This window comes from Streptomyces sp. CT34 (assembly GCF_000805335.1).
In the GTDB taxonomy this organism is placed as follows: domain Bacteria; phylum Actinomycetota; class Actinomycetes; order Streptomycetales; family Streptomycetaceae; genus Streptomyces.
In genome coordinates, this window is the sequence record NZ_KN708638.1 from 6,424,082 (window position 1) to 6,444,246 (window position 20,165).

Genomic DNA, 20,165 nt, shown 5'->3' on the forward strand with positions numbered 1-20,165 from the left:
CCGGCCGCGCCCGCGCCACCACCGCCGCCAGGGCCGGCGTGTGCGGCAGCGTGCCGAACGCCGCGCCCGCGTCGCCGCCCAGCCGGCCGGCGCAGAACGCGTCCGCGACCTCCGGCGGCGCGTACCGCACCAGCAGCGAACCCTGGAGCACCAGCGCCAGCCGCTCCGCCAGCCGCCGGGCGCGCGCCTCGATGCCCTCCAGATCGGCGAGTTCGGTCAGCAGCCCGCGGATCGCCCGGTCCAGCCGGGGGTCCGCGCCGCGGGCCGTGCCGATCTCCGTCAAGTACGCGTCGAGCGCCTCCGGTTCGCGCCGCAGCGCCCGCAGCACGTCGAGCGCCTGGACGTTGCCCGAGCCCTCCCACAGGGAGTTCAGCGGCGCCTCGCGCAGCAGCCGGGGCAGCCCCGACTCCTCGACGTAGCCGTTGCCGCCCAGGCACTCCAGCGCCTCCGCGGCCACCGGCGTGCACCGCTTGGTCACCCAGTACTTGGCCGCCGGGACGGCCAGCCGCAGCAACGCCCGGTCCCGCTCGGTGCCCCCGTCGTACGCCGCCGCCAGCCGCAGTGCGAGCGTCGTCGCCGCCTCCGACTCCAGGGCCAGATCGGCCAGCACATTGCGCATCAGCGGCTTGTCGATCAGCCGCCCGCCGAACGCCTCCCGGTACGCGGTGTGGTGCACCGCCTGCGCCACCGCCTGCCGCATCACCGCCGCCGCCCCGCTGACGCAGTCCAACCGGGTCGCCGCGACCATCTCGATGATCGTCGCCACCCCGCGCCCCTCCTCGCCGACCCGGCGCGCCCAGGTGCGCCCGTCGAACTCCACCTCGGCCGAGGCGTTCGAGCGGTTGCCGAGCTTGTCCTTGAGCCGCTGGAGCAGGAACGGGTTGCGGCTGCCGTCCGGCAGCACCCGCGGCAGCAGAAAGCACGTCAGCCCTCCCGGCGCCCGCGCCAGCACCAGGAACGCGTCCGACATCGGCGCGGAGCAGAACCACTTGTGCCCGGTCAGGACGTACTCCCCGGCCGCCGCCAGCGGTTCGGCGCGCGTGGTGTTGGCGCGTACGTCACTGCCGCCCTGCTTCTCCGTCATCGCCATCCCGGCCAGCGCGCCCGCCTTCGCCGCGGCCGGCCGCAGCTCCGGCTCGTACACCCGGGAGGTCAGCAGCGGCTCCCAGACCGCCGCCAGCTCCGGCTCGGCGCGCAGCGCCGGCACCGCCGCATGGGTCATCGACAGCGGGCAGCCGTGGCCGGCCTCGGCCTGCGACCACACGAGGAAGCCGGCGGTCCGCCGGACGTGCCCGTCCGGCCGCGACCAGGCGTCGGTGAGGCCGGCGCCGACCGCATGGCCGAGCAGACGGTGCCAGGCCGGGTGGAACTCCACCTCGTCGATGCGGTGCCCGTAGCGGTCGTGGGTGCGCAGCACCGGCGGATGCGCGTTGGCCTGCGCGCCCCAGCGCTGCACCTGCGCGGAGCCGGCCGCCCGCCCCAGCCGGCCCAGTTCCTCCCGTACGTCGCCGAGGCGCTCCGCGGCGACGTACCGGGTGATGCCCTCGGTGAGTGCCGGGTCGGACGCGAAGACGTCGTACCCAGCAAGCGGCGGGGGCTGGTTCGTCACGATATGTGTGGTGGCTGCCATGGCAGATACGGTAAAGACGTGCAGCCGGCGAACGAACCACCCGAGCGGCCCGCGGGCCGTCTCACCAGGGCCAGGGTCCTCTACCGCAACGTCTCCAAGCGCCGGCTGGCCTGGCTGCTGCTCAAGGACATCGTCGGCAGCTGCATGGAGTACCGGGTCACCGGCCTCGCCGCCGAGGCCGCGTTCTGGTGCCTGCTCTCGCTGCCGCCGCTGATCCTCGGACTCGTCGGCGTCCTCGGCTACACGGAGCCCTGGATCGGCCACGCCACCATCGACAGCGTCCGGGCGCACATCCTGCGCGCCTCCGGCACCGTCCTCTCCAGCCGCGGCGTCGACGAGATCGCCCGCCCGCTGCTGAACGACGTGTTCACCGGCCGCCGCCCCGACGTCATCTCCCTCGGCTTCGCCATCGCCCTGTGGTCCGGCTCCCGCGCGGTCAACGTCTTCGTCGACACCATCACGATCATGTACGGCCTGGACGGCCGCCGCGGCATCGTCCGGACCCGGCTGCTGTCCTTCGTCCTCTACCTGGCCGCGCTGGTGGCCGGCGTGGTCGCGCTGCCGCTGATGGTCGCCGGCCCGGACGCCGTCGCCGGCTGGCTCCCGGCCGGCGAGGACATCATCCGCGCCGTGTACTGGCCGGTCGTGCTGATCCTCTCCATCGCCTTCCTGACCACCCTCTACCACGTCTCCGTACCGGTGCGTTCGCCCTGGCGGGAGGACATCCCCGGCGCCGTCGTCGCGCTCGGGATGTGGGTGCTGGGCAGCTTCCTGCTGCGCCTCTACCTGACCGCGGCGGTCGAAGGGCCCACCATCTACGGCTCGTTGGCGGCACCGGTCGCGGTACTCCTGTGGATCGGGGTGTCCGCCTTCGCGGTCCTGGTGGGGGCCGCCATGAACGCCGCCCTGGACCGGGTGTGGCCGTCGGCCGGCACGGCGGCGGCCCGCGCGGACAACGCCCGCGCGCGGCGGGGGCCGGGCCCGGAGGGCGGACCGGCCGGCGCCTGACGCGGCCTCACATCGCCGGGATCCGCGCATAGCGCCCGGCGACGCGGAGGTCGGCCTCGATGGCCGCGGCGGCCTCGCGCAGGGCGGGGAGGACGGCCTCGCGGGTCCCGTCCGGGGTGCCGCGGCCGGCGTGGGTGGAGACGTTGACCGCGGCGACGGCGCGGCCGGTGCGGTCCCGGACCGGGACCGCGAGGGAGCGCAGGCCGTCCTCCAGCTCCTCGTCGACCAGGGCGTGGCCGTCGGCGCGGACCGCGTCGAGGACGGCCAGCAGCCGGGTCCGGTCGGTGACGGTGTGCCGGGTCAGCGGCGCGAGCCGCGTGCGGGCGAGCCGGGCGGCCCGCTCGGCGGGCGGCAGGTCGGCGAGCAGCACCCGGCCCATGGAGGTGGCGTAGGCGGGGAAGCGGGTCCCCACGGTGATGTTGACGCTCATGATGCGGACGGTGGGGACCCGGGCGACGTACTGGATGGTGTCCTGGGCGGTCTCGCCGGTGACCAGGACCGCCATCGAGGCGGAGTCGTGGACGCGCTCCACCAGGGCGACCAGGTGGGGCTGGGCGATGGCCGGCAGGGTGAGCGCGGAGAGCGGGGCGAAGCCCAGGTCCAGCACCTTCGGGGTGGGGCGGAAGAGCCTGCCGTCGGTCGCGAGGTAGCCGAGGTGTTCGAGCGTGATCAGCGCGCGGCGGGCGGTCGCCCGGGGCAGCCCGGTGGCCTCCGCGACGGCGCTGAGGGGGAGTGCCGCCCGGCCGGCGCCGAACGCGGTGAGGGTGGCCAGGCCGCGGGCGAGCGACTCGACGAATTCCGGGCCCAGTTCCTGCTTGGAGGCGCGCATCCAGGGGGCGGGCGGCGGCGGTGCGGGGGCCGCCGGCGTACGGGGCACCGCCAGCGCGCGCTCCATGGCGGCGACCGTGGCGCGCAGCCGGGGCAGGACGGCGTCCGGCAGCTCGGCGGCGGTCCGGCGGCTGGTGTGGCTGACCACGCTCAGCGCGCAGACCGGCCGCCCGGAGGGGGCGCGGACCGGCAGTGCCACCGCGACCAGGCCGGGTTCGATGAGCTGGTCGTCCAGCGACCAGCCGGCGGCGCGGGCGGCGGCCACCCGCGCCTCGAACGCGGCGGCGGTGGAGCTCCCGGGCTGCCGCGGCGGCACGGCGGGGAAGCCCGCGTCCGTGGGGTCGGCGGCCCGGCGCGTCCGCCAGCGCCGCCAGTCGCCGGCGTCCCAGGCGTCCGCGAACAGCGCGCCGGGCGCGCCGCGTTCGGCGGGCAGCAGATCGCCGATGCGGAAGGCCAGCGACATGGCGCGGCGGCGGGTCGCCTGGTGGACGAAGCGCACCCCGTCGCCGTCCGGTACGGCCAGCGAGACCGATTCGTCGAGCGCGTCGGCGAGCCGGTCGGCCAACGGCCCGAGCCGGTCGGGGAGTTCGGTGGCGGCGAGGTAGGCGTTGCCGAGCTCCAGCAGCCGGGGCGCCAGGACGGCGTCGCGGCCCTCGATGCGCACATATCCGAGCCGGGCGAGGGTGCTCAGCACGCGGTCCACGGTGGAGCGGGCCAGACCGGTGACCCGCACCAGGTCGCCGGCCGCCGCCCGGCCGCCGCCGGCCGTCAGCTCCCGCAGCACGGCCAGGCTGCGCATCAGCGGCCCCACCGCTTCCGGCGGCGGCGCTGCGGGGGCGGTGGCGGCGGGGTGGGACATGGACTCGCTCTCCAGGGTGCGGCGATCTCGTCGGAACCGTACCGGGCGGGCCGGTGCGGACCGTTGACACGGCAGGGCGCGGGGGTCAGACTCGAAAAGGGCTGCTGGATGAACTTTAGTTCACTGGGCGAACTCCCGGGCAGGGTCCGGGACGACGGACGACCCGAGGGCGAGGACATGGCAGAGATCCGTTCCCTGCGCGACGCCGTCGCGGAGCTGATCCACGACGGCGACACGGTGGCGCTGGAGGGGTTCACCCACCTCATCCCGTTCGCCGCGGCGCACGAGATCATCCGGCAGGGCATCACCGGCCTCACGCTCGCCCGGATGACCCCGGACGTCGTCTACGACCAGCTGATCGGCGCCGGCGCGGCCCGCAAGCTGGTCTTCTCCTGGGGCGGCAACCCGGGCGTCGGCTCACTGCACCGCTTCCGGGACGCCGTCGAGAACGGCTGGCCCGCCCCGCTGGAGCTCGACGAGCACAGTCACGCCGGGATGGCCAACCGCTACGCGGCCGGCGCCGCGAAGCTCCCCTTCGCGGTGCTGCGCGGCTACCGCGGCAGCGACATCCCCCGCCGCACGTCCACCGTCGCCACCGTCACCTGCCCGTTCACCGGCGAGGAACTGGCCGCCGTCGCCGCCCTCAACCCGGACGTCACGGTCATCCACGCCCAGCGGGCCGACCCGGCGGGCAACGTCCAGCTGTGGGGGCTGACCGGCGTGCAGAAGGAAGCGGTGCTGGCCGCCCGGCGCGTCCTGGTGACCGTCGAGGAAATCGCCGACACCCTGGAGCCGCGTCCCGGCGGGGTCGTGCTGCCCACCTGGGTCATCGACGCGGTAGCGGTCGTCCCCGGGGGCGCCCACCCCTCGTACGCGGCCGGGTACTCGGTCCGCGACAACGCCTTCTACCGCGACTGGGACGCCATCGCGCGGGACCGGGAGGCGTTCGGCCGATGGCTGGAGGAGCACGTGCGGGGAGTCGGCCGGGACGCCGGCAGCGACGGGGAGGTCGGCGCTGCCGGGGCAACCGGGGCGTCGGGCGAGTCGGGCGAGTCCGGCGGCGGGCGGGCGGCGCGGGGGACACCACGGCCCGCCGCGGGTCCCGCGCGGGCCACTGCCCCCGGCCCGGCCGCGGCCCCCGCTCCCGTCTGCACCCCCGACGAGCTGATGGAGGTCAACGCCGCGCGGGCGCTCGCCGGGGCCGGTACCTGCTTCGTCGGGATCGGGCTGCCCAGTACCGCCGCCAACCTCGCCCGCCGGACCGTCAATCCGGATCTGGTACTGGTCTACGAGTCCGGCACCCTCGGATCCAGGCCGGAGCGGCTGCCGCTGTCCATCGGGGACGGCGAACTGGCCGACACCGCGGACGCGGTGGTGTCCGTGCCGGAGATGTTCAACTACTGGCTCCAGGGCGGCCGGATCGACGTCGGCTTCCTCGGCGCCGCGCAGGTCGACCGGTTCGGCAACATCAACACCACCGCCGTCGACCGCGGCCCGGACAGGCCCGAGGGCCGCCTCCCGGGAGCCGGCGGCGCGCCCGAGATCGCCGCCAACTGCGGGCGGGTGCTGCTGGTCCTGCGGCACCGCCGCCGGAACTTCGTCGGCGCGCTGGACTTCGTCACGACCCTCGGGCACGGCAGCGGTCCCGGCGACCGGGCGGCGCTCGGCATGCCCGGCGCCGGGCCGACCGCGGTGATCACCGACCTCGGCGTGCTGCGCCCCGACCCGGACACCGCGGAACTCGTCCTCACCGCGCTGCACCCGGGGGTGACGGCCGATCAGGTCCGGCAGGCCACCGGCTGGCCCCTCAAGGAAGCCCCGGACCTCGGCGTGACCGACCCGCCCACCGCCGCCGAACTCGCCGCCCTGCGCGCCCTGAAGGCGGCGTCCGGACCGGGCGGGCCGCCGGCCGCCGCCACCGCCCCGTCCTCCGGGAAGGACGCCCGATGACCCCCGGCACCCGCACCCCGCACGGCGCCACCACCCGGCCCGCCGGCACCCTCACCCACCCCCGCGCCGCCGCCGGCTCCGGGCCGGGGCCGCCGGCGCCGCGCACCGGCGTGGGCCGCCGGCCCACGCCCGTACCGGAGAGGTAGCCGCCGCCCGTATCCCCATCCGTATCCCGCATGGAGAGGCACCCCCACATGGAGAGGCACCCCCACATGGAGAGGCACCCCCGCACGGAGAAGGCACCCATGCCCCACTCCGCCCCGCTCGGCGCCGCCCCCGTCTCCCCGACGGCCCCGCCGCCAACCACCCAGGCCGACATCAGCCGTGAGATCGCCGCGCTGCGGACCGCCGCCGGCGCCGCGGACGCGGAGCGCGCCGCCGGCCCGGCCCCCGGGCAACCCGCCCGGGACTTTCCGCCCTACCGCGGCAGCACCCCCCGCCACCCCCGGCAGCCACTGGTCGCGATCGACGCCCTGGCCGACCCGGAAGCCGTGGAGCTGACCGGCCCCGCCTTCGGCGTCACGGACGTCACCGCACTCGACGCCGACCTCACCCGGCAGCACACCGGGGAGCCGCTCGGCGAACGCATCACCGTCACCGGCCGCGTCCTGGACCGCACCGGCCGCCCCGTCCGCGGCCAGCTCGTCGAGATCTGGCAGGCCAACGCCGCCGGCCGGTACGCCCACCGGCGAGACCAGCACCCGGCCCCGCTCGACCCGAACTTCACCGGCGTCGGCCGCTGCCTGACCGACGACGACGGGCGGTACGCCTTCACCACCGTGAAGCCCGGCGCCTATCCGTGGCGCAACCACGACAACGCCTGGCGCCCCGCGCACATCCACTTCTCGTTCTTCGGCTCGGCCTTCACCCAACGGCTGGTCACCCAGATGTACTTCCCGGGCGATCCGCTCCTGGCCTACGACCCGATCCTGGCCTCGGTCACCGAACCCGCCGCCCGCGCCCGCCTGGTGGCCGCCTACGACCACCAACTCTCCCGCCCCGAACACTCCCTGGGCTACCGCTGGGACGTCGTCCTGGACGGCCCGTCCGCCACCTGGACCGAGGAAGGCCGCTGATGCCCACCCGCCCCGAAGGCCCCGGCGAGCCGCCCGCCGCGCCGCTCGCCCCGACCCCCTCCCAGACCATCGGCCCCTTCTACGGCCACGCCCTCCCCTTCCCCGGCGGTGAGCGGATCGCACCCACCGGGCACCCCGACACGGTCACCCTGCACGGTCTGGTGCGCGACGGGGACGGCGCGCCGGTTTCCGACGCCCTGCTGGAGTTCTGGCAGGCCGGCCCCGACGGCAGCCTGACCGGCGCCCCCGGCTCGCTGCGCCGGGACCCGGCCACCGGAGCGGACATCGGCCGCAACGGCGTGGACTTCACCGGCTTCGGCCGCGTCCCCACCGACGCCGACGGGCGCTACGCGCTGCGCACACTGCCCGCCACCGCCCCCGCCGGGCACCCGGACGCCGCGCCCTACCTGGCCGTCTGCGTCTTCGCCCGCGGGCTGCTGCACCACCTGTTCACCCGCGTCTACTTCCCCGAGCACACCGCGGCCCACGCCGCCGACCCCCTGCTGTCCCGGCTGCCGGGGGAGCGGGCCCGCACCCTGCTCGCCCGCGCCGACGGCCCCGCCCGGTACCGCTTCGACATCCAGCTCCAGCAGCCGGCGGACGGCACTTACGAGGAGACGGTGTTCCTTGCCTTCCGATGAGGCGTCCGAGGCGGCGGGCGGGCCGTGCCCGGGAACGGACGATCCTGACGTGCCGCCGACTTCCTTCGGTGCGGCGGATCATGGCCTGCTCGCCCCCTCCTGGGCCGGCTCCGCCGTCGCGGAGGCGACCGGCGACGCCGCGTATCTGCGCGCCCTGCTCGACGCCGAGGCCGCGCTGACCCGCGCCCAGGCGGCCCTCGGGCTCGCCCCGGCGACCGCGGCGGCGACCGTCACCGCGGTCGCCGCCGAGCACCACCGCCACGACCCGCGGGCGCTCGCCGGGCGCGCCCGCGCCGCCGGCAACCCCGTGGTGCCGCTCGTCGCGGACCTGACCGCCGCCGTCGCCGCCCGCGACGCGGAGGCCGCCGACCATGTCCACCGCGGCGCCACCAGCCAGGACATCCTGGACACCGCCACCATGCTGGTCTGCGCCCGCGCCCTGGACACCGTGCTGGCCGACCTCGACCGCACCGCCGACACGCTGCACCGCACCGCCGCCGCCCACCGCGACACGCCGATGGTCGGCCGCACCCTCACCCAGCACGCGGTGCCCACCACCTTCGGCCTCAAGGCGGCGGGCTGGCGCAGCCTGGTCCTCGACGCCCGGGACCGGCTCGCCGCGGTGCGGGCCGCGCTGCCGGTCCAACTGGGCGGCGCCGCAGGTACGTTGGCGGCGTTCCACGCCTACGCCGAGACGGACGGTGCGCCGGGCGCCGACGACCTCGGCGTCCGGCTCCTGGCCCGCTACGCCGCCGAGACCGGGCTCGCCGCACCCGCCCTGCCCTGGCACACCCTGCGCACCCCCGTCGCCGACCTCGCCGGCGCGCTCGCCCTCACCGCCGGCGCGCTCGGCAAGCTGGCGGCCGACGTCCTGGTCCTCTCCCGTACGGAGACCGGCGAGCTGGCCGAGGGCAGCGGCGGCGGCTCCTCCGCGATGCCGCACAAGGCCAACCCGGTGCGCGCCACGCTGATCGCGGGCGCCGCCCGGCAGGTGCCGGCGCTCGCCGCGGTGCTGTACGGGTCGCTGGCCGCCGAGGACGAGCGGCCGGCCGGCGCCTGGCACGCCGAGTGGCAGCCGCTGCGCGAGGCGCTGCGCCTGGTGGGCGGCGCGGCCCGGGACGCGGCCGGGCTGACCGCGGGACTGCGGGTCCGCCCCTCCCGTATGCGGGAGAACCTCGCCGCGACCGGCGGGCTGGTCGTCTCCGAACGCCTGGTCGCGGCCCTCGCCGCACTGACCGGCCGCGCCGCGGCCCGTCGCACCCTGGACGCGGCGGCCCGCCGCGCTGCCGACGACGGCATCCCGCTGTACGACGCGCTGCGCACGGTCCTGGCCGCGGACCCCGCGACCGGGGCCGGTGCCGCCGCCCTCACCGGGCCCCGCCTGCGGGAACTCCTCGATCCCGCCGGCTACTCGGGGTCCGCCGGCGCCCTGGTCGACCGCGCCCTCCGGCGTGTCGCCGAGCCCTCCCCGCACGCCCCGCAGGAGCCCGTATGACGCCCGTGCCGCCCGCCGCCCGCCGCACCGCGCTGCACCACACCGCCGACGGGCCCGAAGGCGCCCCGCCGCTCGTCCTCGGCCCCTCCCTGGGCACCACCCTCTCCCTCTGGGACCCCCAACTACCCGCTCTGGCACGGCGGTTCCGTGTGCTGCGCTGGGATCTCCCGGGCCACGGCGGCACCCCCGCGGGCGTCCTCGCCGCCGCCGGTACGACCACCGTCCCCGAACTGGCCCGCCTCGTCCTCGACCTCGCCGACGCCCGCGGCCTCGACCGCTTCGGCTACGCGGGCGTGTCGCTCGGCGGCGCGGTGGGCGCCTGGCTCGCCGTCCACCACCCCGCGCGGATCGCCTCGCTCGCGCTGATCTGCTCCTCCGCGCGGTTCGGCGAGCCGGCCGGCTGGCACGAACGGGCCGCGCTGGTACGGGCCGAGGGCCTCGGCCCGGTCGCCGAGACCGCCGCCGGACGCTGGTTCACCCCCGCCTTCGCCGCCTCGCCCGAGGCCGCCGCCCTGCTCGACGCGCTGCGCCGACGCGTGTCCCCCGACGGATACGCGGCCTGCTGCGACGCCCTCGCCCGCTACGACCTCCGCGCCGACCTGCCACGGATCACCGCCCCCACCCTCGTCGTCGCCGGCCGCGCCGACCCGGCCACGCCGCCCGCGCACGCCCGCGAACTCACCGACGGCATCCCCGCCGCCACCCTCGTCGAACTCCCCGGCGCCGCCCACCTCGCCACCGCCGAGCGCCCGGACGCGGTCCGCACCGCGCTCCTCGGCCACCTCGACTGCGACCGCGCCCACCCCGCCCCCGGAACGGACCACTGATGCCCCGCACCCACCAGCCCACCCCGCCGCCGTCCCGCACCGCGGTCGGCATCATCGGCGGCGGCCCGGCCGGACTGCTGCTCGCCCGGCTGCTGCACCGGGCCGGGATCGGCTGCGCCGTCCTGGAGAGCCGCGACCGCGGATACGTCGAGGCGCGGCAGCGCGCCGGCATCCTCGAACAGGGCACCGTCGACGTGCTGCGCGCCTGCGGCGCGGGGGAGCGGCTGGACCGCGAGGGGATGGTCCACGACGGCATCGAGCTGCGCTACGACGGGCGGGCGCACCGGCTCGACTTCCCGTCGCTGACCGGCGGACGGCGGGTGACCGTCTACGCCCAGACGGAGATCGTCAAGGACCTGATAGACCTTCAACTCGCCGACGGCGCACCGCTGCTGTTCGGCGCGCGGGCACTCGCCGTCACCGGCGCCGACACCGCGCGGCCGACCGTCCGCTACCGCCACGAGGGCCGCGAGCACACCCTCGGCTGCGACTACGTCGTCGGCTGCGACGGCTTCCACGGGGTTGCCCGGCAGGCGATCCCGGACGCCGAGCGCCGTACCTACGAGCGCGACTACCCGTACTCCTGGCTGGGCGTGCTCGCCGACGCCCCGCCGTCCTCCGACGAGCTGATCTACGCCCACTCCCCCCGCGGCTTCGCGCTGTTCAGCATGCGCACCCCGACCGTCAGCCGGCACTACCTCCAGGTCCCCAACGGCACCGACCCCGCGCACTGGCCCGACGACCGCATCTGGGACGAACTGGAGGCCCGCGCCGCCCTCGACCACACCTCCTGGAAGCCGGCCCGCGGCCCGCTCACCGCCAAGGCCGTCCTGCCGATGCGCAGTTCGGTCACCGAACCGATGCGGTGGGGCCGGGTCCTGCTGGCGGGCGACGCGGCACACATCGTGCCGCCCACCGGGGCCAAGGGCCTCAACCTCGCCGTCGCCGACGTCACCGTCCTGGCCCGCGCCCTGACCCGGTGCTACGGCACCGGCGCGACGGACCTCCTGGACGCCTACTCCGACACCTGCCTGCGCCGGGTCTGGCGCGCCGAGCACTTCTCGCACTTCATGACGACGACCCTGCACACCGGTCCCGGCCAGAGCCCCTTCGACACCCGGCTCCAGCTCGCCCAGCTCGACCGCATCGCCGACTCCCGGCACGCCGCCGCGGAACTCGCCGAGAACTACACCGGACTGCCGCTGCCCTGACCGGCGGGCGGCCGGTGCGGCGCTGGCCGGTGCGGCGGTGGCCGGTGCGGCGGTGGCCGGTGCGGCGGTGCTACGGCGCCTCCAGGTGGCCCTTGCGGTACCGCACCAGGAGCATCGCCGCGTCGTCGTGCAGCGGCCCCTCCGCATGGTCGACGACATCCTCCCGGACCGCCCGCAGCGCGGCTTCCGGGTCGGGGTCCTTCAGCAGCCCGGCGCGCTCGACGAGGGGATAGAACCGGCCGGCGCCGTCCCGGGCCTCGCTGACCCCGTCGGTGTAGAAGAGCAGCTGGTCACCGGGGGCGAACGGGATGCCGTAGGGCAGCGGCGCCTCGGGGCCGTGCTCCATCAGGCCGAGCGGCAGCGCGCGCTCCGTCGGGGCCGCGTAGCGGACCTCACCGTCGGGGCGGACCACCAGGGGCGAGGGGTGGCCGAAGTTCAGCAGGGTCGCGTCCGGGCCGTCGCCGATCTCGGCGAGCACCGCGGTGACGAAGCGCTCGCCCGACAGATGGCGGTTCAGCGCGCGCTCGACCCGGGCGCCGACCGCCGGCAGATCCGGCTCGTCGTGCGCCGCCTCCCGGAAGGCGCCGAGCACCACCGCCGCGGTCTCCACCGCCTCCAGGCCCTTGCCCTGGACGTCCCCGACGATGATCCGCACACCGGCCGGCGAGGTCACCACCTCGTACAGATCGCCGCCGATCCGGGCCTCGGCCACCGCCGAGGTGTACGAGACCGCGATCCGCAGCGGGCCCGCACCGCGCGGCACCGGCCGCAGCAGCACCCGCTGGGCGACCTCGGCGATCGACCGCACGCTGGCCAGCTCCGCCTCCCGGCGCTGCCGCATGACCGCGGCGGCCACCCCGGCAGCGGTCACCCCGGCCACCGACAGCAGCGCGGTCAGCCCGCGCCGGCTCTCGAACAGCCCGCTGTGGACGCCCAGCCCGACGCAGAGCACGAACGCGGTCAGCCCGACCAGCGCGGTCCGCCGCCAGCCGCCGACCAGCCCCGCGAACGCGGGCCCCAGCGACACCAGTGGCAGGAAGCCGACGCCCGGCCCGGCGATCAGGTCCACCGCGCTGACCGCGGCCATGACCAGGTACGGGAGCGCGGACAGCGCACGGGAGCCGGCGCGCTGCTCCCCGTTCTGCACGGCCAAGGTCCACTCCGGCGTTCTGACGGCTCACACACCGGTGGGACGGCACGCGAGAGGCGATCGGTCGTGGGGCGGCCGGCCGCCGGGCCGTTCGACTGTCCGAAACCAACCCCCGGGCCCCCGACCTGAGCATATGCAACATATGCCGGACCGAATCACGGGGCCTGTCCCGCCGTTACCGAATCGCAGCGGCCGGGCGCGGCCCCGGACGGCCGGCGGATCTTACGGACCGGTGACACGGCGGCCGTGGAGCGGGCCGGACGGCCCTGCCGCGCCTAGCGTGACGGCATGCGTGTACTGGTCACCGGCGGCGCCGGGTTCATCGGATCGCAGATCGTCGAAACGCTGCTGGCCGGCGGCCACGAGCCCGTCGTGCTCGACGCGCTGCTGCCCACCGCCCACCCGCAGCCTCCCGGGCGACCGCCCGCGATCCGGGACGCGGTGCCCCGCATGGTCGCCGACGTCCGCGACCGCGCCGCCGTCGACGCCGCGCTGCGCGGGATCGACGCGGTCTGCCACCAGGCCGCGATGGTCGGCCTCGGCAAGGACTTCGCGGACGCCCCCGACTACGTCGGCTGCAACGACCTCGGCACCGCCGTCCTGCTCGCCGCGATGGCCGCCGCCGGCGTCCGCGGCCTGGTGCTCGCCGGCTCGATGGTGGTCTACGGGGAGGGCCGCTACGACTGCCCCGCCCACGGGACGGTGCGCCCCGGCCCGCGCGCCGAGGCCGCACTGGCCGCCGGCCGGTTCGAGCCGCGCTGCCCGCACTGCGGCGCGGAACTGCGGCCCGGCCTCGTCGGCGAGGACGCGCCCACCGACCCGCGCAACGTCTACGCGGCGACCAAACTCGCCCAGGAGCACCTGGCCGCCTCCTGGGCCCGTGCCACCGGCGGCCGGGCGCTCGCCCTGCGCTACCACAACGTCTACGGACCCGGCATGCCGCGCGACACCCCCTACGCCGGCGTCGCCTCGTTCTTCCGCTCGGCACTGTCCCGCGGCGAGGCCCCCACCGTCTACGAGGACGGCGGCCAGCGGCGCGACTTCGTCCACGTCCGGGACGTCGCCGCCGCCAACGCGGTGGCGCTGGCCGCCCTGCCGGACCGGCCCGCCGGCACCCTGACCGCATACAACACCGGCAGCGGGGAGCCGCACACCGTCGGCGAGATGGCCCGCACCCTGGCCACCGCCCACGGCGGCCCACCCCCGGTGGTCACCGGGCGGTACCGGCTCGGCGACGTCCGGCACATCACCGCCTCCTCGCAGCGGATCGCCGCCGACCTCGGCTGGCGCGCCGCGACCGGCTTCGCCGACGGCATGGCCGAGTTCGCCCGCGAGGAGATGCGATGACCGCGCACCCGGCACCCGCGCCCATCGAGCCCGTCGGCCCCGTCGGCCCGGTCGACGTCGTACTGCCCTGCCTGGACGAGGCCGCCGCGCTGCCCTGGGTCCTGGCCCGCATCCCCGACGGCTGGCGGGCGATCGTCGTCGACAACGGCTCCACCGACGGCTCGGCCGCGCTCGCCCGCCGCCTCGGCGCCACCGTCGTACCCGAACCCCGCCGCGGCTTCGGTGCCGCCTGCCACGCCGGACTGCTCGCCGCCGACGCCGACATCGTCTGCTTCTGCGACTGCGACGGTTCCCTGGACCCCCGGCTGCTCGTCCCGTTCGTCCGCGCCGTACGCGACGGCGACAGCGACCTGGTGCTGGGCCGGCGGCGCCCCGAAGGCCGCGGCGCCTGGCCCGCGCACGCCCGGCTCGGCAACCTCGCACTGGCCCGTATGCTGCACCGCCGCACCGGACTGCGGCTGCACGACCTCGGCCCGCTGCGTGCCGCCCGGCGCACCGCGCTGCTCGCCCTCGGCCTCACCGACCGTCGCAGCGGCTACCCCCTTCAGATGGTCGTCCGGGCCGCCGACGCCGGCTGGCGGGTCACCGAACGCGACGTCCCCTACCGGCCGCGCACCGGCCGCTCCAAGGTCACCGGCACCTGGCGCGGCACCTGGCACGCGGTACGCGACATGCGCACCGTGCTGCGGCAGCCGCCGGCCGCGCCCGGCACCGGGAGCACCCGATGACCGCCGCCCCCGCCCCGACCACCGTTCTCGTCATCGCCAAGGAACCCCTCCCCGGCCGCGTCAAGACCCGCCTCACCCCGCCCTACACCCCCGCCCAGGCCGCCGAACTCGCCGAGGCGGCGCTCCGCGACACCCTCCGGGCCGTCCGCGCGATGCCCGCCCGCCGCCGCGTCCTCGTCCTCGAAGGACGCCCCGGCAGCTGGCTCCCGGCCGGCTTCGACGTCCGCCCGCAGGGCACCGGCGGCCTCGACGAACGTCTGGCCGCCGCCTTCGCCGCCACCACCGGACCGGCCCTGCTCATCGGCATGGACACCCCCCAGGTCACCCCCGGGCTGCTCGCCCCCGCCCTCGCACCCGACGCCTGGCGGCACTGCGACGCCTGGTTCGGCGCCGCCGCGGACGGCGGGTTCTGGGCGCTCGGACTGGCCGCCCCCGACCCCCGGCTGCTGCGCGGCGTCCCGATGTCCACCGCCACCACCGGCGCCGCCCAGCGCGCCCGGCTCACCGCCGCCGGACTCCGGATCCGCGAACTCCCCGTGCTGCGCGACGTCGACACCGCGGCCGACGCGGCAGCGGTCGCCGCCGCCGTGCCCGGCGGCCGGTTCGCCGCCGCCCTCGCCCGGCTGACCCCGGCGGCCGGCCGGTGAGCACCCCCACCGCCGCCCCCGGCACCGGCCCGGACTGGGGCGCCGGCCCCTACGCCGACGCGCTGCGCACCGGCCGCGGCCCGCTCTTCCTCCGCCGTGCCGACGGCTGGCTGCTGCCGCTGGAGGTGGAACGCTGGTGCGCCGGCGCGGACACCGCCGACCTCTCCGCGCTGCGCCGCTGCGAAGGCCCCGTCCTCGACATCGGCTGCGGCCCCGGACGCCTGCTCGCCGCGCTCGCCGAACGCGGCCACCGGGCCCTCGGCATCGACGTCAGCGCCGCGGCCGTCGCCCGCAGCACCGCGGCTGGCGGCACCGCGCTGCGCCGCTCCGTCTTCGACTCCCTGCCCGACGAGGGGAGATGGGGCACCGCACTGCTCCTCGACGGCAACATCGGCATCGGCGGCGACCCGCGCGCCCTGCTCGCCCGTACCGCCGAACTACTCGCCCCGCGCGGCCTGCTGATCGTCGAGACCAGCCCCGCGGATGTCGACGAACGCGTCCGGGTCCAGGTCGCCGGCGGCCACAACGGCCACCCCGCGCACACCGCCGAGCCCTTCCCCTGGGCCCGGGTCGGCACCCGGGCCCTGCTGCGGCACGCGGCACCGGAGCTGTGGATACCCGCCGGGCAGTGGACCGTGCCCGGCGCGGCTCAACTCCCCGGCGCGGCTCAACTCCCCGGCGCCGAGCGCTGCTTCGTCGCCCTGCGCCGCAGCCGCGCCACCGTCCTCCGCAGCCGCGGCTGAGCCGTCCGCAGCGTACGGACCAGCAGCCACAGCGCGGCCAGCGCGAACAGCCCCGCGCTGACCATCAGCCAGCGGGCCAGGAATCCCTCGGCCGGCAGCCCCGTCGTCAGCGTGTAGTGCACCGCGGCGGCGCTGCCGGGCGCGGTGGAGATCAGCGGCCACCACACCAGGAGCAGCAGCCCGGACAGCGCCGCCGGGACCCGCACGAACCCGGTCCAGGCCCGGTCCCGCGCGCCGCCCGCGGTCAGCCGCGCCACCACCCGGTCGGCCACCGCGTACAGCGGCACCAGCACGAGATCGTGCAGCAGCGCCGCCCCCACGACCCACACCACCACCAGCGGCCACCGCGCGTCGGACAGCAGCCGCACCCCCGCATAGCCGGTCAGCGCGAACGAGGCGAGCAGCAACAGCAGTTGCAGCGCCCCCTCGCCGTACCAGCGGGCCGCCCTACGCCCCCACACCGCCGCGACCGCCCGCACCCGAGCCGCCGCACCACCGCTCCGGCGCACCGTCACACCTCCCCGAACGTCAGCCGCGCCACCCACTTGGTGTTCAGCACCCCCGGCGCCGCCGGCACGATGATCCGTGCCGGATACCCGTGGTCCGGCGACAGATCCGCCCCGCCCACCCGAAGCGCCAGCAGCGACCGCGGATCGCGCACCTGGTTGTCCCGCAGCGCCGCCCGCCGGAACGCGCCCGACAGCTGAACCGACTCCACCAGCACCCCCGGCGGCGCCCCGCCCCCGCCCACCAGCGCGGCCAGATCCCGCAGCCGCACTCCGCTCCACCGCAGGTCCTCCGTCGACCAGCCCTCCACACAGGCGATCGGCAGCGCCGCCTCGTACTGCGGCATCCGCAGCAGCTCGGCCCGGCTCAGCCGCACCCTCCTCCAGCCACCGCTGGGAGGTGCCCCCGGCCCGCCGCCCTCGACCGTCAGCCGCCAGTCGTCGCCGATGTCCCGGGCCCGGATGCCCACCCCCGCCGCCGACTTGTTGATCTGGAAGCCGTTCGGGCCGCCGCCCGGATCGGCGCCGCCGTGCGGCGCCAGCAGCGCGGTCCGCCGCCACCGGCCGCCCAGGCTCTGCCCGACCGTCGTCAGGAACAGCAGCAGCGACCCGGCGCCCACCAGCCCCAGCGCACCGCGCCGCGACACCGTCGGCGGCGCCGGACGGAGCGCCACCAGCCCGGTGTCGTCGTCCGCCGCCCGTGGGTCGGTACTCTCCCGCAGCGCCCGCACGGTCCGCGGCATCCGCAGTCCGACATGGACCGCGAACGCCCCGATGAACACCCATGCCCCGTAGAAGTGCAGCGGATAGAACGACCCCGGAAACACATAGTCCAGCTGGATGTTGAGGAGCCCGGTCACGAACTCGAACAGCGCCCCGCCCACCAGGAGCAGCAGCGAGACCCGCTCCAGCGCATGGCCCACCGACCGGGCCGGCGGCATCGTGAACAGCTTCGGGATCACCGACCACAGCTTCGCCAGCAGCACCGGCACCAGCACCACGCCGAGGGTGACGTGCACGCCCTGGGTGAGCCGGTACAGCCAGCGCGGACCGGTCGGCCAGCTGAAGAGATAGAAGCCCAGCAGCCCCTTGTCCGGCGTCTTGTCGTTGACCCCGCCGGCCAGATCCGGGTTGTACGCCGCATACGACAGCAGTCCGGTCACGAACAGCAGCGTGATCCCGGCCAGCAGCACCACACCGAGCAGCGCCGTCAGCCTGGGACCGCGCAGCGGACTGCGCCAGAACGACGGGGACGTCGGAAGCGGCGGGGGAGTGAAGCGGGAGAAGGGGCGGAAGCGGTCGGCACCCATGGGCGTCCTCCAGGTGAGTCGGTCCGACGGTAAGCCGGTCCGCGCCCCCCGAAGCCGCCGCGACGCATGACGAAACCCTGACGTCCGGCGAAATCTGACGGATCGGTGACACCGCTCCCGCCGAACGGCCCTACCGCCCGCCCACGGCCTAGCGTGCCGGTGTGACCTCCGACGCCACCCCCGACGCCTCCCCCGACCCGGCCCCCGGTCCGCCGCCCGCGAGCGCCCCCGGCCCGGCCGCCGGCGAACGCACCGGCCGCCGCGCAGACCTGCTCGCCGCCGCGGCCGGCGTCCTCCTCGTCGGCGCCGCCATCGCCCTCGGCTCCGCCATCCAGCACGCCACCGGCGATCTGCGCGTCAACTGGCCCCCGCTGTACGCCGACTGGTCCCCGCACCTCGGCCCCGGCACCCCGGCCGCCGTCGCCGTCGCCGCCGCGGTGATCGCCTACGGGCCACCGCTGGCGGCCCGGCTCCGCTGGCGGCTGCTGCTGCCCGTCGCCTGGGTCGCCGCGATGGCCTGGACCTGGTCACTGGCCCTGATCGACGGCTGGCAGGCCGGCGTCGCGGGCCGCCTCACCACCGAGTACGAGTACCTGACGGTGATTCACCGCTTCGACGACCTCGGCCCGGCACTGCGCGGCTTCACCAACCACATCCTCCTCCACCACGGACCGGACTCCTGGCCCGCGCACATCGCCGGCCACCCGCCCGCCGCCATCCTCACCTTCGTCGGCCTGGACCGCATCGGCCTGGGCGGCGGCGGCTGGGCCGGCGCCTGGTGCATCACCGTCGGCACCTCCACCGCCGCCGCCGTCCTGGTCGCGCTGCGCGCCCTGACCGACGAGGCCACCGCCCGCCGCGCCGCCCCGTTCCTCGTCCTGGCGCCCGCCGCCGTCTGGGTCGGCGTCTCCGCGGACGGCTACTTCGCCGCCGTCGCCGCCTGGTCCCTCACCCTGCTCGCGCTCGCCGCCACCCGCCGCACCCGCGCCCCCCGCGCCGCGGCCCTGGGCGCCGGCCTCCTCTTCGGCCTCACCTGCTACCTCTCCTACGGCCTCGCCCTCATCGCACTGCCGCTGGCCGCGGTCCTGCTGCTCACCACCCCGCGCCCCACCGCCCGCCCGGTGCCCTACGCCCTGGCCGGTGCGGCCGTTGTCGCGGCCGGCTTCACCCTCGCCGGATTCAACTGGTGGGAGGGCTACCGGCTGCTGGTCGAGCGCTACTACCAAGGCGCCGCGGCGGTCCGCCCGTACTCCTACTGGGTCTGGGGCAATCTCGCCTGCACCGTGCTGATGACCGGCCTGGCGACGGTGGCCGCGCTGCGCCGCACCTTCGCCGCCACGCCCGCCGCGGTCCACCGGCTCCGGGCACCGGACCGCGCCGCCGGGCCCGCCGACCGGCTCGTCCTCCTCGTCGCCGCGGTCCTGCTCGCGCTGCTCGTCGCCGACCTCTCCGGAATGAGCAAGGCGGAGACCGAACGCATCTGGCTGCCCTTCGCCCCCTGGCTGCTGGCGGCCGGCGCCCTGCTCCCGGCGTCCCGCCGGCGCCCCTGGCTGGCCGCCCAGGCCGTACTCGCCCTTCTGATCAACCACCTTCTCTTCACCGGGTGGTGACGTGGCACCGGCAGCGCGGCCGGCGACGCCCGGAGGCTATGCGAGGTACGTCCGGGCGGAGTTCACCCGGCCGGGGCGCAGGATCCGGATCGGGCCACGATTGCAGTCCGGACAGTCGGCGCGGGTCAGCGGGGAGGGCACCCGCCTGCCGTGCGAGAAGTAGTCGGCGCGCCGCCGGCCGGCGAGATCGGTGGTGTGCCGGATCTCGTACTCCTCTTCCCAGCCGTGCCCGCAGTGCAGGCAGACGAACGAATACGCCTCGTGAACGGTCTCGGTGTCCCTCTCCATGGTCACCACGCCCTCTCTCCGGGCCCGTCGCACCCGCGGCGGAGCCGGACCGGATCCTTGCCGCACCTTTCCATTATTGCGCCGCACCACGGCGATCGCGGCCGGCCGCCGCGGTGCGCCACCCCTCAGCCGCGTACCCGCGCCAGCGCCTCGTACACCGCCGCGACCAGCGCCCGGTTGCGCGGATCGCTGCCCGCCGTACCGCCCCCGTACCGGTTCATGGCGTATCCGTACGACAGCCCGTTCTCCGGGTCCGCGAAGGCGTACGAGCCGCCCGCGCCGCCGTGCCCGAACGCCCGCCGGCTCCCCCC

General features: G+C 76.6%; 20 protein-coding genes and 1 pseudogene. 14 read left to right on the plus strand and 7 right to left on the minus strand.

The annotated features are described in order from the left end of the window. A partial coding sequence (locus tag RZ84_RS28010) for an acyl-CoA dehydrogenase family protein (protein ID WP_043271009.1) occupies positions 1-1,630 on the minus strand: 1,630 nt, incomplete at its 3' end. A gap of 18 nt (positions 1,631-1,648) precedes the next feature. Here RZ84_RS28010 and RZ84_RS28015 point away from each other — a divergent pair. Next, positions 1,649-2,638: a YihY/virulence factor BrkB family protein gene (locus tag RZ84_RS28015; RefSeq protein WP_052230191.1), complete on the plus strand. Its 990-nt coding sequence runs from the start codon at positions 1,649-1,651 to the stop codon at positions 2,636-2,638. A gap of 7 nt (positions 2,639-2,645) precedes the next feature. Here the strand turns inward: RZ84_RS28015 and RZ84_RS28020 are convergent, their stop codons facing one another. Next, positions 2,646-4,325, minus strand: coding sequence for an IclR family transcriptional regulator domain-containing protein (locus tag RZ84_RS28020; protein ID WP_043266860.1), 1,680 nt, complete (start codon positions 4,323-4,325; stop codon positions 2,646-2,648). A gap of 177 nt (positions 4,326-4,502) precedes the next feature. Between RZ84_RS28020 and RZ84_RS28025 the strand changes: the two are divergent. From RZ84_RS28025 to RZ84_RS28050, 8 genes and pseudogenes are all read left to right on the plus strand, one after another. Next, positions 4,503-5,108: pseudogene (locus tag RZ84_RS28025) on the plus strand (CoA-transferase); the annotation flags it as partial. 384 nt (positions 5,109-5,492) lie between these two features. Further along, positions 5,493-6,275, plus strand: coding sequence for a CoA-transferase subunit beta (locus RZ84_RS37145; protein WP_078894772.1), 783 nt, complete (start codon positions 5,493-5,495; stop codon positions 6,273-6,275). Beyond that, positions 6,272-6,421 (plus strand): hypothetical protein, encoded by a 150-nt coding sequence (locus tag RZ84_RS39215; protein ID WP_157878916.1) that lies wholly within the window; start codon positions 6,272-6,274, stop codon positions 6,419-6,421. The genes RZ84_RS37145 and RZ84_RS39215 overlap by 4 nt, the downstream gene beginning before the upstream one ends. A 99-nt stretch (positions 6,422-6,520) precedes the next feature. After that, a complete protein-coding gene (gene pcaH / locus RZ84_RS28030; RefSeq protein WP_052230192.1) occupies positions 6,521-7,351 on the plus strand; it encodes a protocatechuate 3,4-dioxygenase subunit beta in 831 nt (276 codons plus the stop codon). Continuing rightward, positions 7,351-7,992: a protocatechuate 3,4-dioxygenase subunit alpha gene (pcaG, locus tag RZ84_RS28035; RefSeq protein ID WP_043266862.1), complete on the plus strand. Its 642-nt coding sequence runs from the start codon at positions 7,351-7,353 to the stop codon at positions 7,990-7,992. The genes pcaH and pcaG overlap by 1 nt, the downstream gene beginning before the upstream one ends. Before the next feature lie 49 nt (positions 7,993-8,041). Continuing rightward, on the plus strand, positions 8,042-9,487 hold the full coding sequence (pcaB, locus tag RZ84_RS28040; protein WP_043266864.1) for a 3-carboxy-cis,cis-muconate cycloisomerase: 1,446 nt from the start codon (positions 8,042-8,044) through the stop codon (positions 9,485-9,487). Continuing rightward, on the plus strand, positions 9,484-10,314 hold the full coding sequence (gene pcaD, locus RZ84_RS28045) for a 3-oxoadipate enol-lactonase (protein WP_043266866.1): 831 nt from the start codon (positions 9,484-9,486) through the stop codon (positions 10,312-10,314). Before pcaB ends, pcaD begins: the two co-directional genes overlap by 4 nt. Then, the gene (locus tag RZ84_RS28050; RefSeq protein WP_052230193.1) at positions 10,314-11,525 is read left to right on the plus strand and encodes a 4-hydroxybenzoate 3-monooxygenase; all 1,212 of its coding nucleotides are present in this window, start codon (positions 10,314-10,316) and stop codon (positions 11,523-11,525) included. Before pcaD ends, RZ84_RS28050 begins: the two co-directional genes overlap by 1 nt. Before the next feature lie 70 nt (positions 11,526-11,595). Here RZ84_RS28050 and RZ84_RS28055 read toward each other — a convergent pair whose 3' ends face one another. After that, the gene (locus tag RZ84_RS28055; protein ID WP_052230567.1) at positions 11,596-12,612 is read right to left on the minus strand and encodes a PP2C family protein-serine/threonine phosphatase; all 1,017 of its coding nucleotides are present in this window, start codon (positions 12,610-12,612) and stop codon (positions 11,596-11,598) included. A gap of 351 nt (positions 12,613-12,963) precedes the next feature. Between RZ84_RS28055 and RZ84_RS28060 the strand changes: the two genes are divergently transcribed. The 4 genes from RZ84_RS28060 to RZ84_RS28075 are packed head-to-tail and all read left to right on the plus strand — an operon-like array spanning position 12,964 to position 16,140. Next, a complete protein-coding gene (locus tag RZ84_RS28060; protein ID WP_043266868.1) occupies positions 12,964-14,022 on the plus strand; it encodes an NAD-dependent epimerase/dehydratase family protein in 1,059 nt (352 codons plus the stop codon). Continuing rightward, positions 14,019-14,750 carry a glycosyltransferase family 2 protein gene (locus RZ84_RS28065; RefSeq protein WP_052230194.1) on the plus strand — a complete coding sequence of 244 codons (732 nt, stop codon included), beginning with the start codon at positions 14,019-14,021 and terminating at the stop codon, positions 14,748-14,750. Before RZ84_RS28060 ends, RZ84_RS28065 begins: the two co-directional genes overlap by 4 nt. Then, a complete protein-coding gene (locus RZ84_RS41825) occupies positions 14,747-15,397 on the plus strand; it encodes a TIGR04282 family arsenosugar biosynthesis glycosyltransferase (protein WP_043266870.1) in 651 nt (216 codons plus the stop codon). Before RZ84_RS28065 ends, RZ84_RS41825 begins: the two co-directional genes overlap by 4 nt. Then, positions 15,394-16,140 (plus strand): class I SAM-dependent methyltransferase, encoded by a 747-nt coding sequence (locus RZ84_RS28075; protein ID WP_107068177.1) that lies wholly within the window; start codon positions 15,394-15,396, stop codon positions 16,138-16,140. The genes RZ84_RS41825 and RZ84_RS28075 overlap by 4 nt, the downstream gene beginning before the upstream one ends. Here the strand turns inward: RZ84_RS28075 and RZ84_RS39220 are convergent. Together RZ84_RS39220 and RZ84_RS28085 are read right to left on the minus strand one after the other, a co-directional pair. Further along, on the minus strand, positions 16,065-16,649 hold the full coding sequence (locus tag RZ84_RS39220; RefSeq protein WP_157878917.1) for a hypothetical protein: 585 nt from the start codon (positions 16,647-16,649) through the stop codon (positions 16,065-16,067). The two genes, RZ84_RS28075 and RZ84_RS39220, sit on opposite strands and share 76 nt — an antisense overlap. A 2-nt stretch (positions 16,650-16,651) precedes the next feature. Next, positions 16,652-17,956: a molybdopterin-dependent oxidoreductase gene (locus RZ84_RS28085; protein WP_043266872.1), complete on the minus strand. Its 1,305-nt coding sequence runs from the start codon at positions 17,954-17,956 to the stop codon at positions 16,652-16,654. 269 nt (positions 17,957-18,225) lie between these two features. Between RZ84_RS28085 and RZ84_RS28090 the strand changes: the two genes are divergently transcribed. Then, positions 18,226-19,566: a hypothetical protein gene (locus RZ84_RS28090; RefSeq protein ID WP_107068306.1), complete on the plus strand. Its 1,341-nt coding sequence runs from the start codon at positions 18,226-18,228 to the stop codon at positions 19,564-19,566. A 36-nt stretch (positions 19,567-19,602) separates the two neighbouring features. Here the strand turns inward: RZ84_RS28090 and RZ84_RS28095 are convergent, their stop codons facing one another. Next, entirely contained in the window at positions 19,603-19,863 is a 261-nt protein-coding gene (locus RZ84_RS28095; protein WP_043266874.1) for a hypothetical protein, read from the minus strand. Positions 19,864-19,979: 116 nt separating this feature from the next. Then, the coding region (locus tag RZ84_RS41830; protein WP_241777884.1) for a beta-lactamase family protein at positions 19,980-20,165 on the minus strand (186 nt) is incomplete at its 5' end.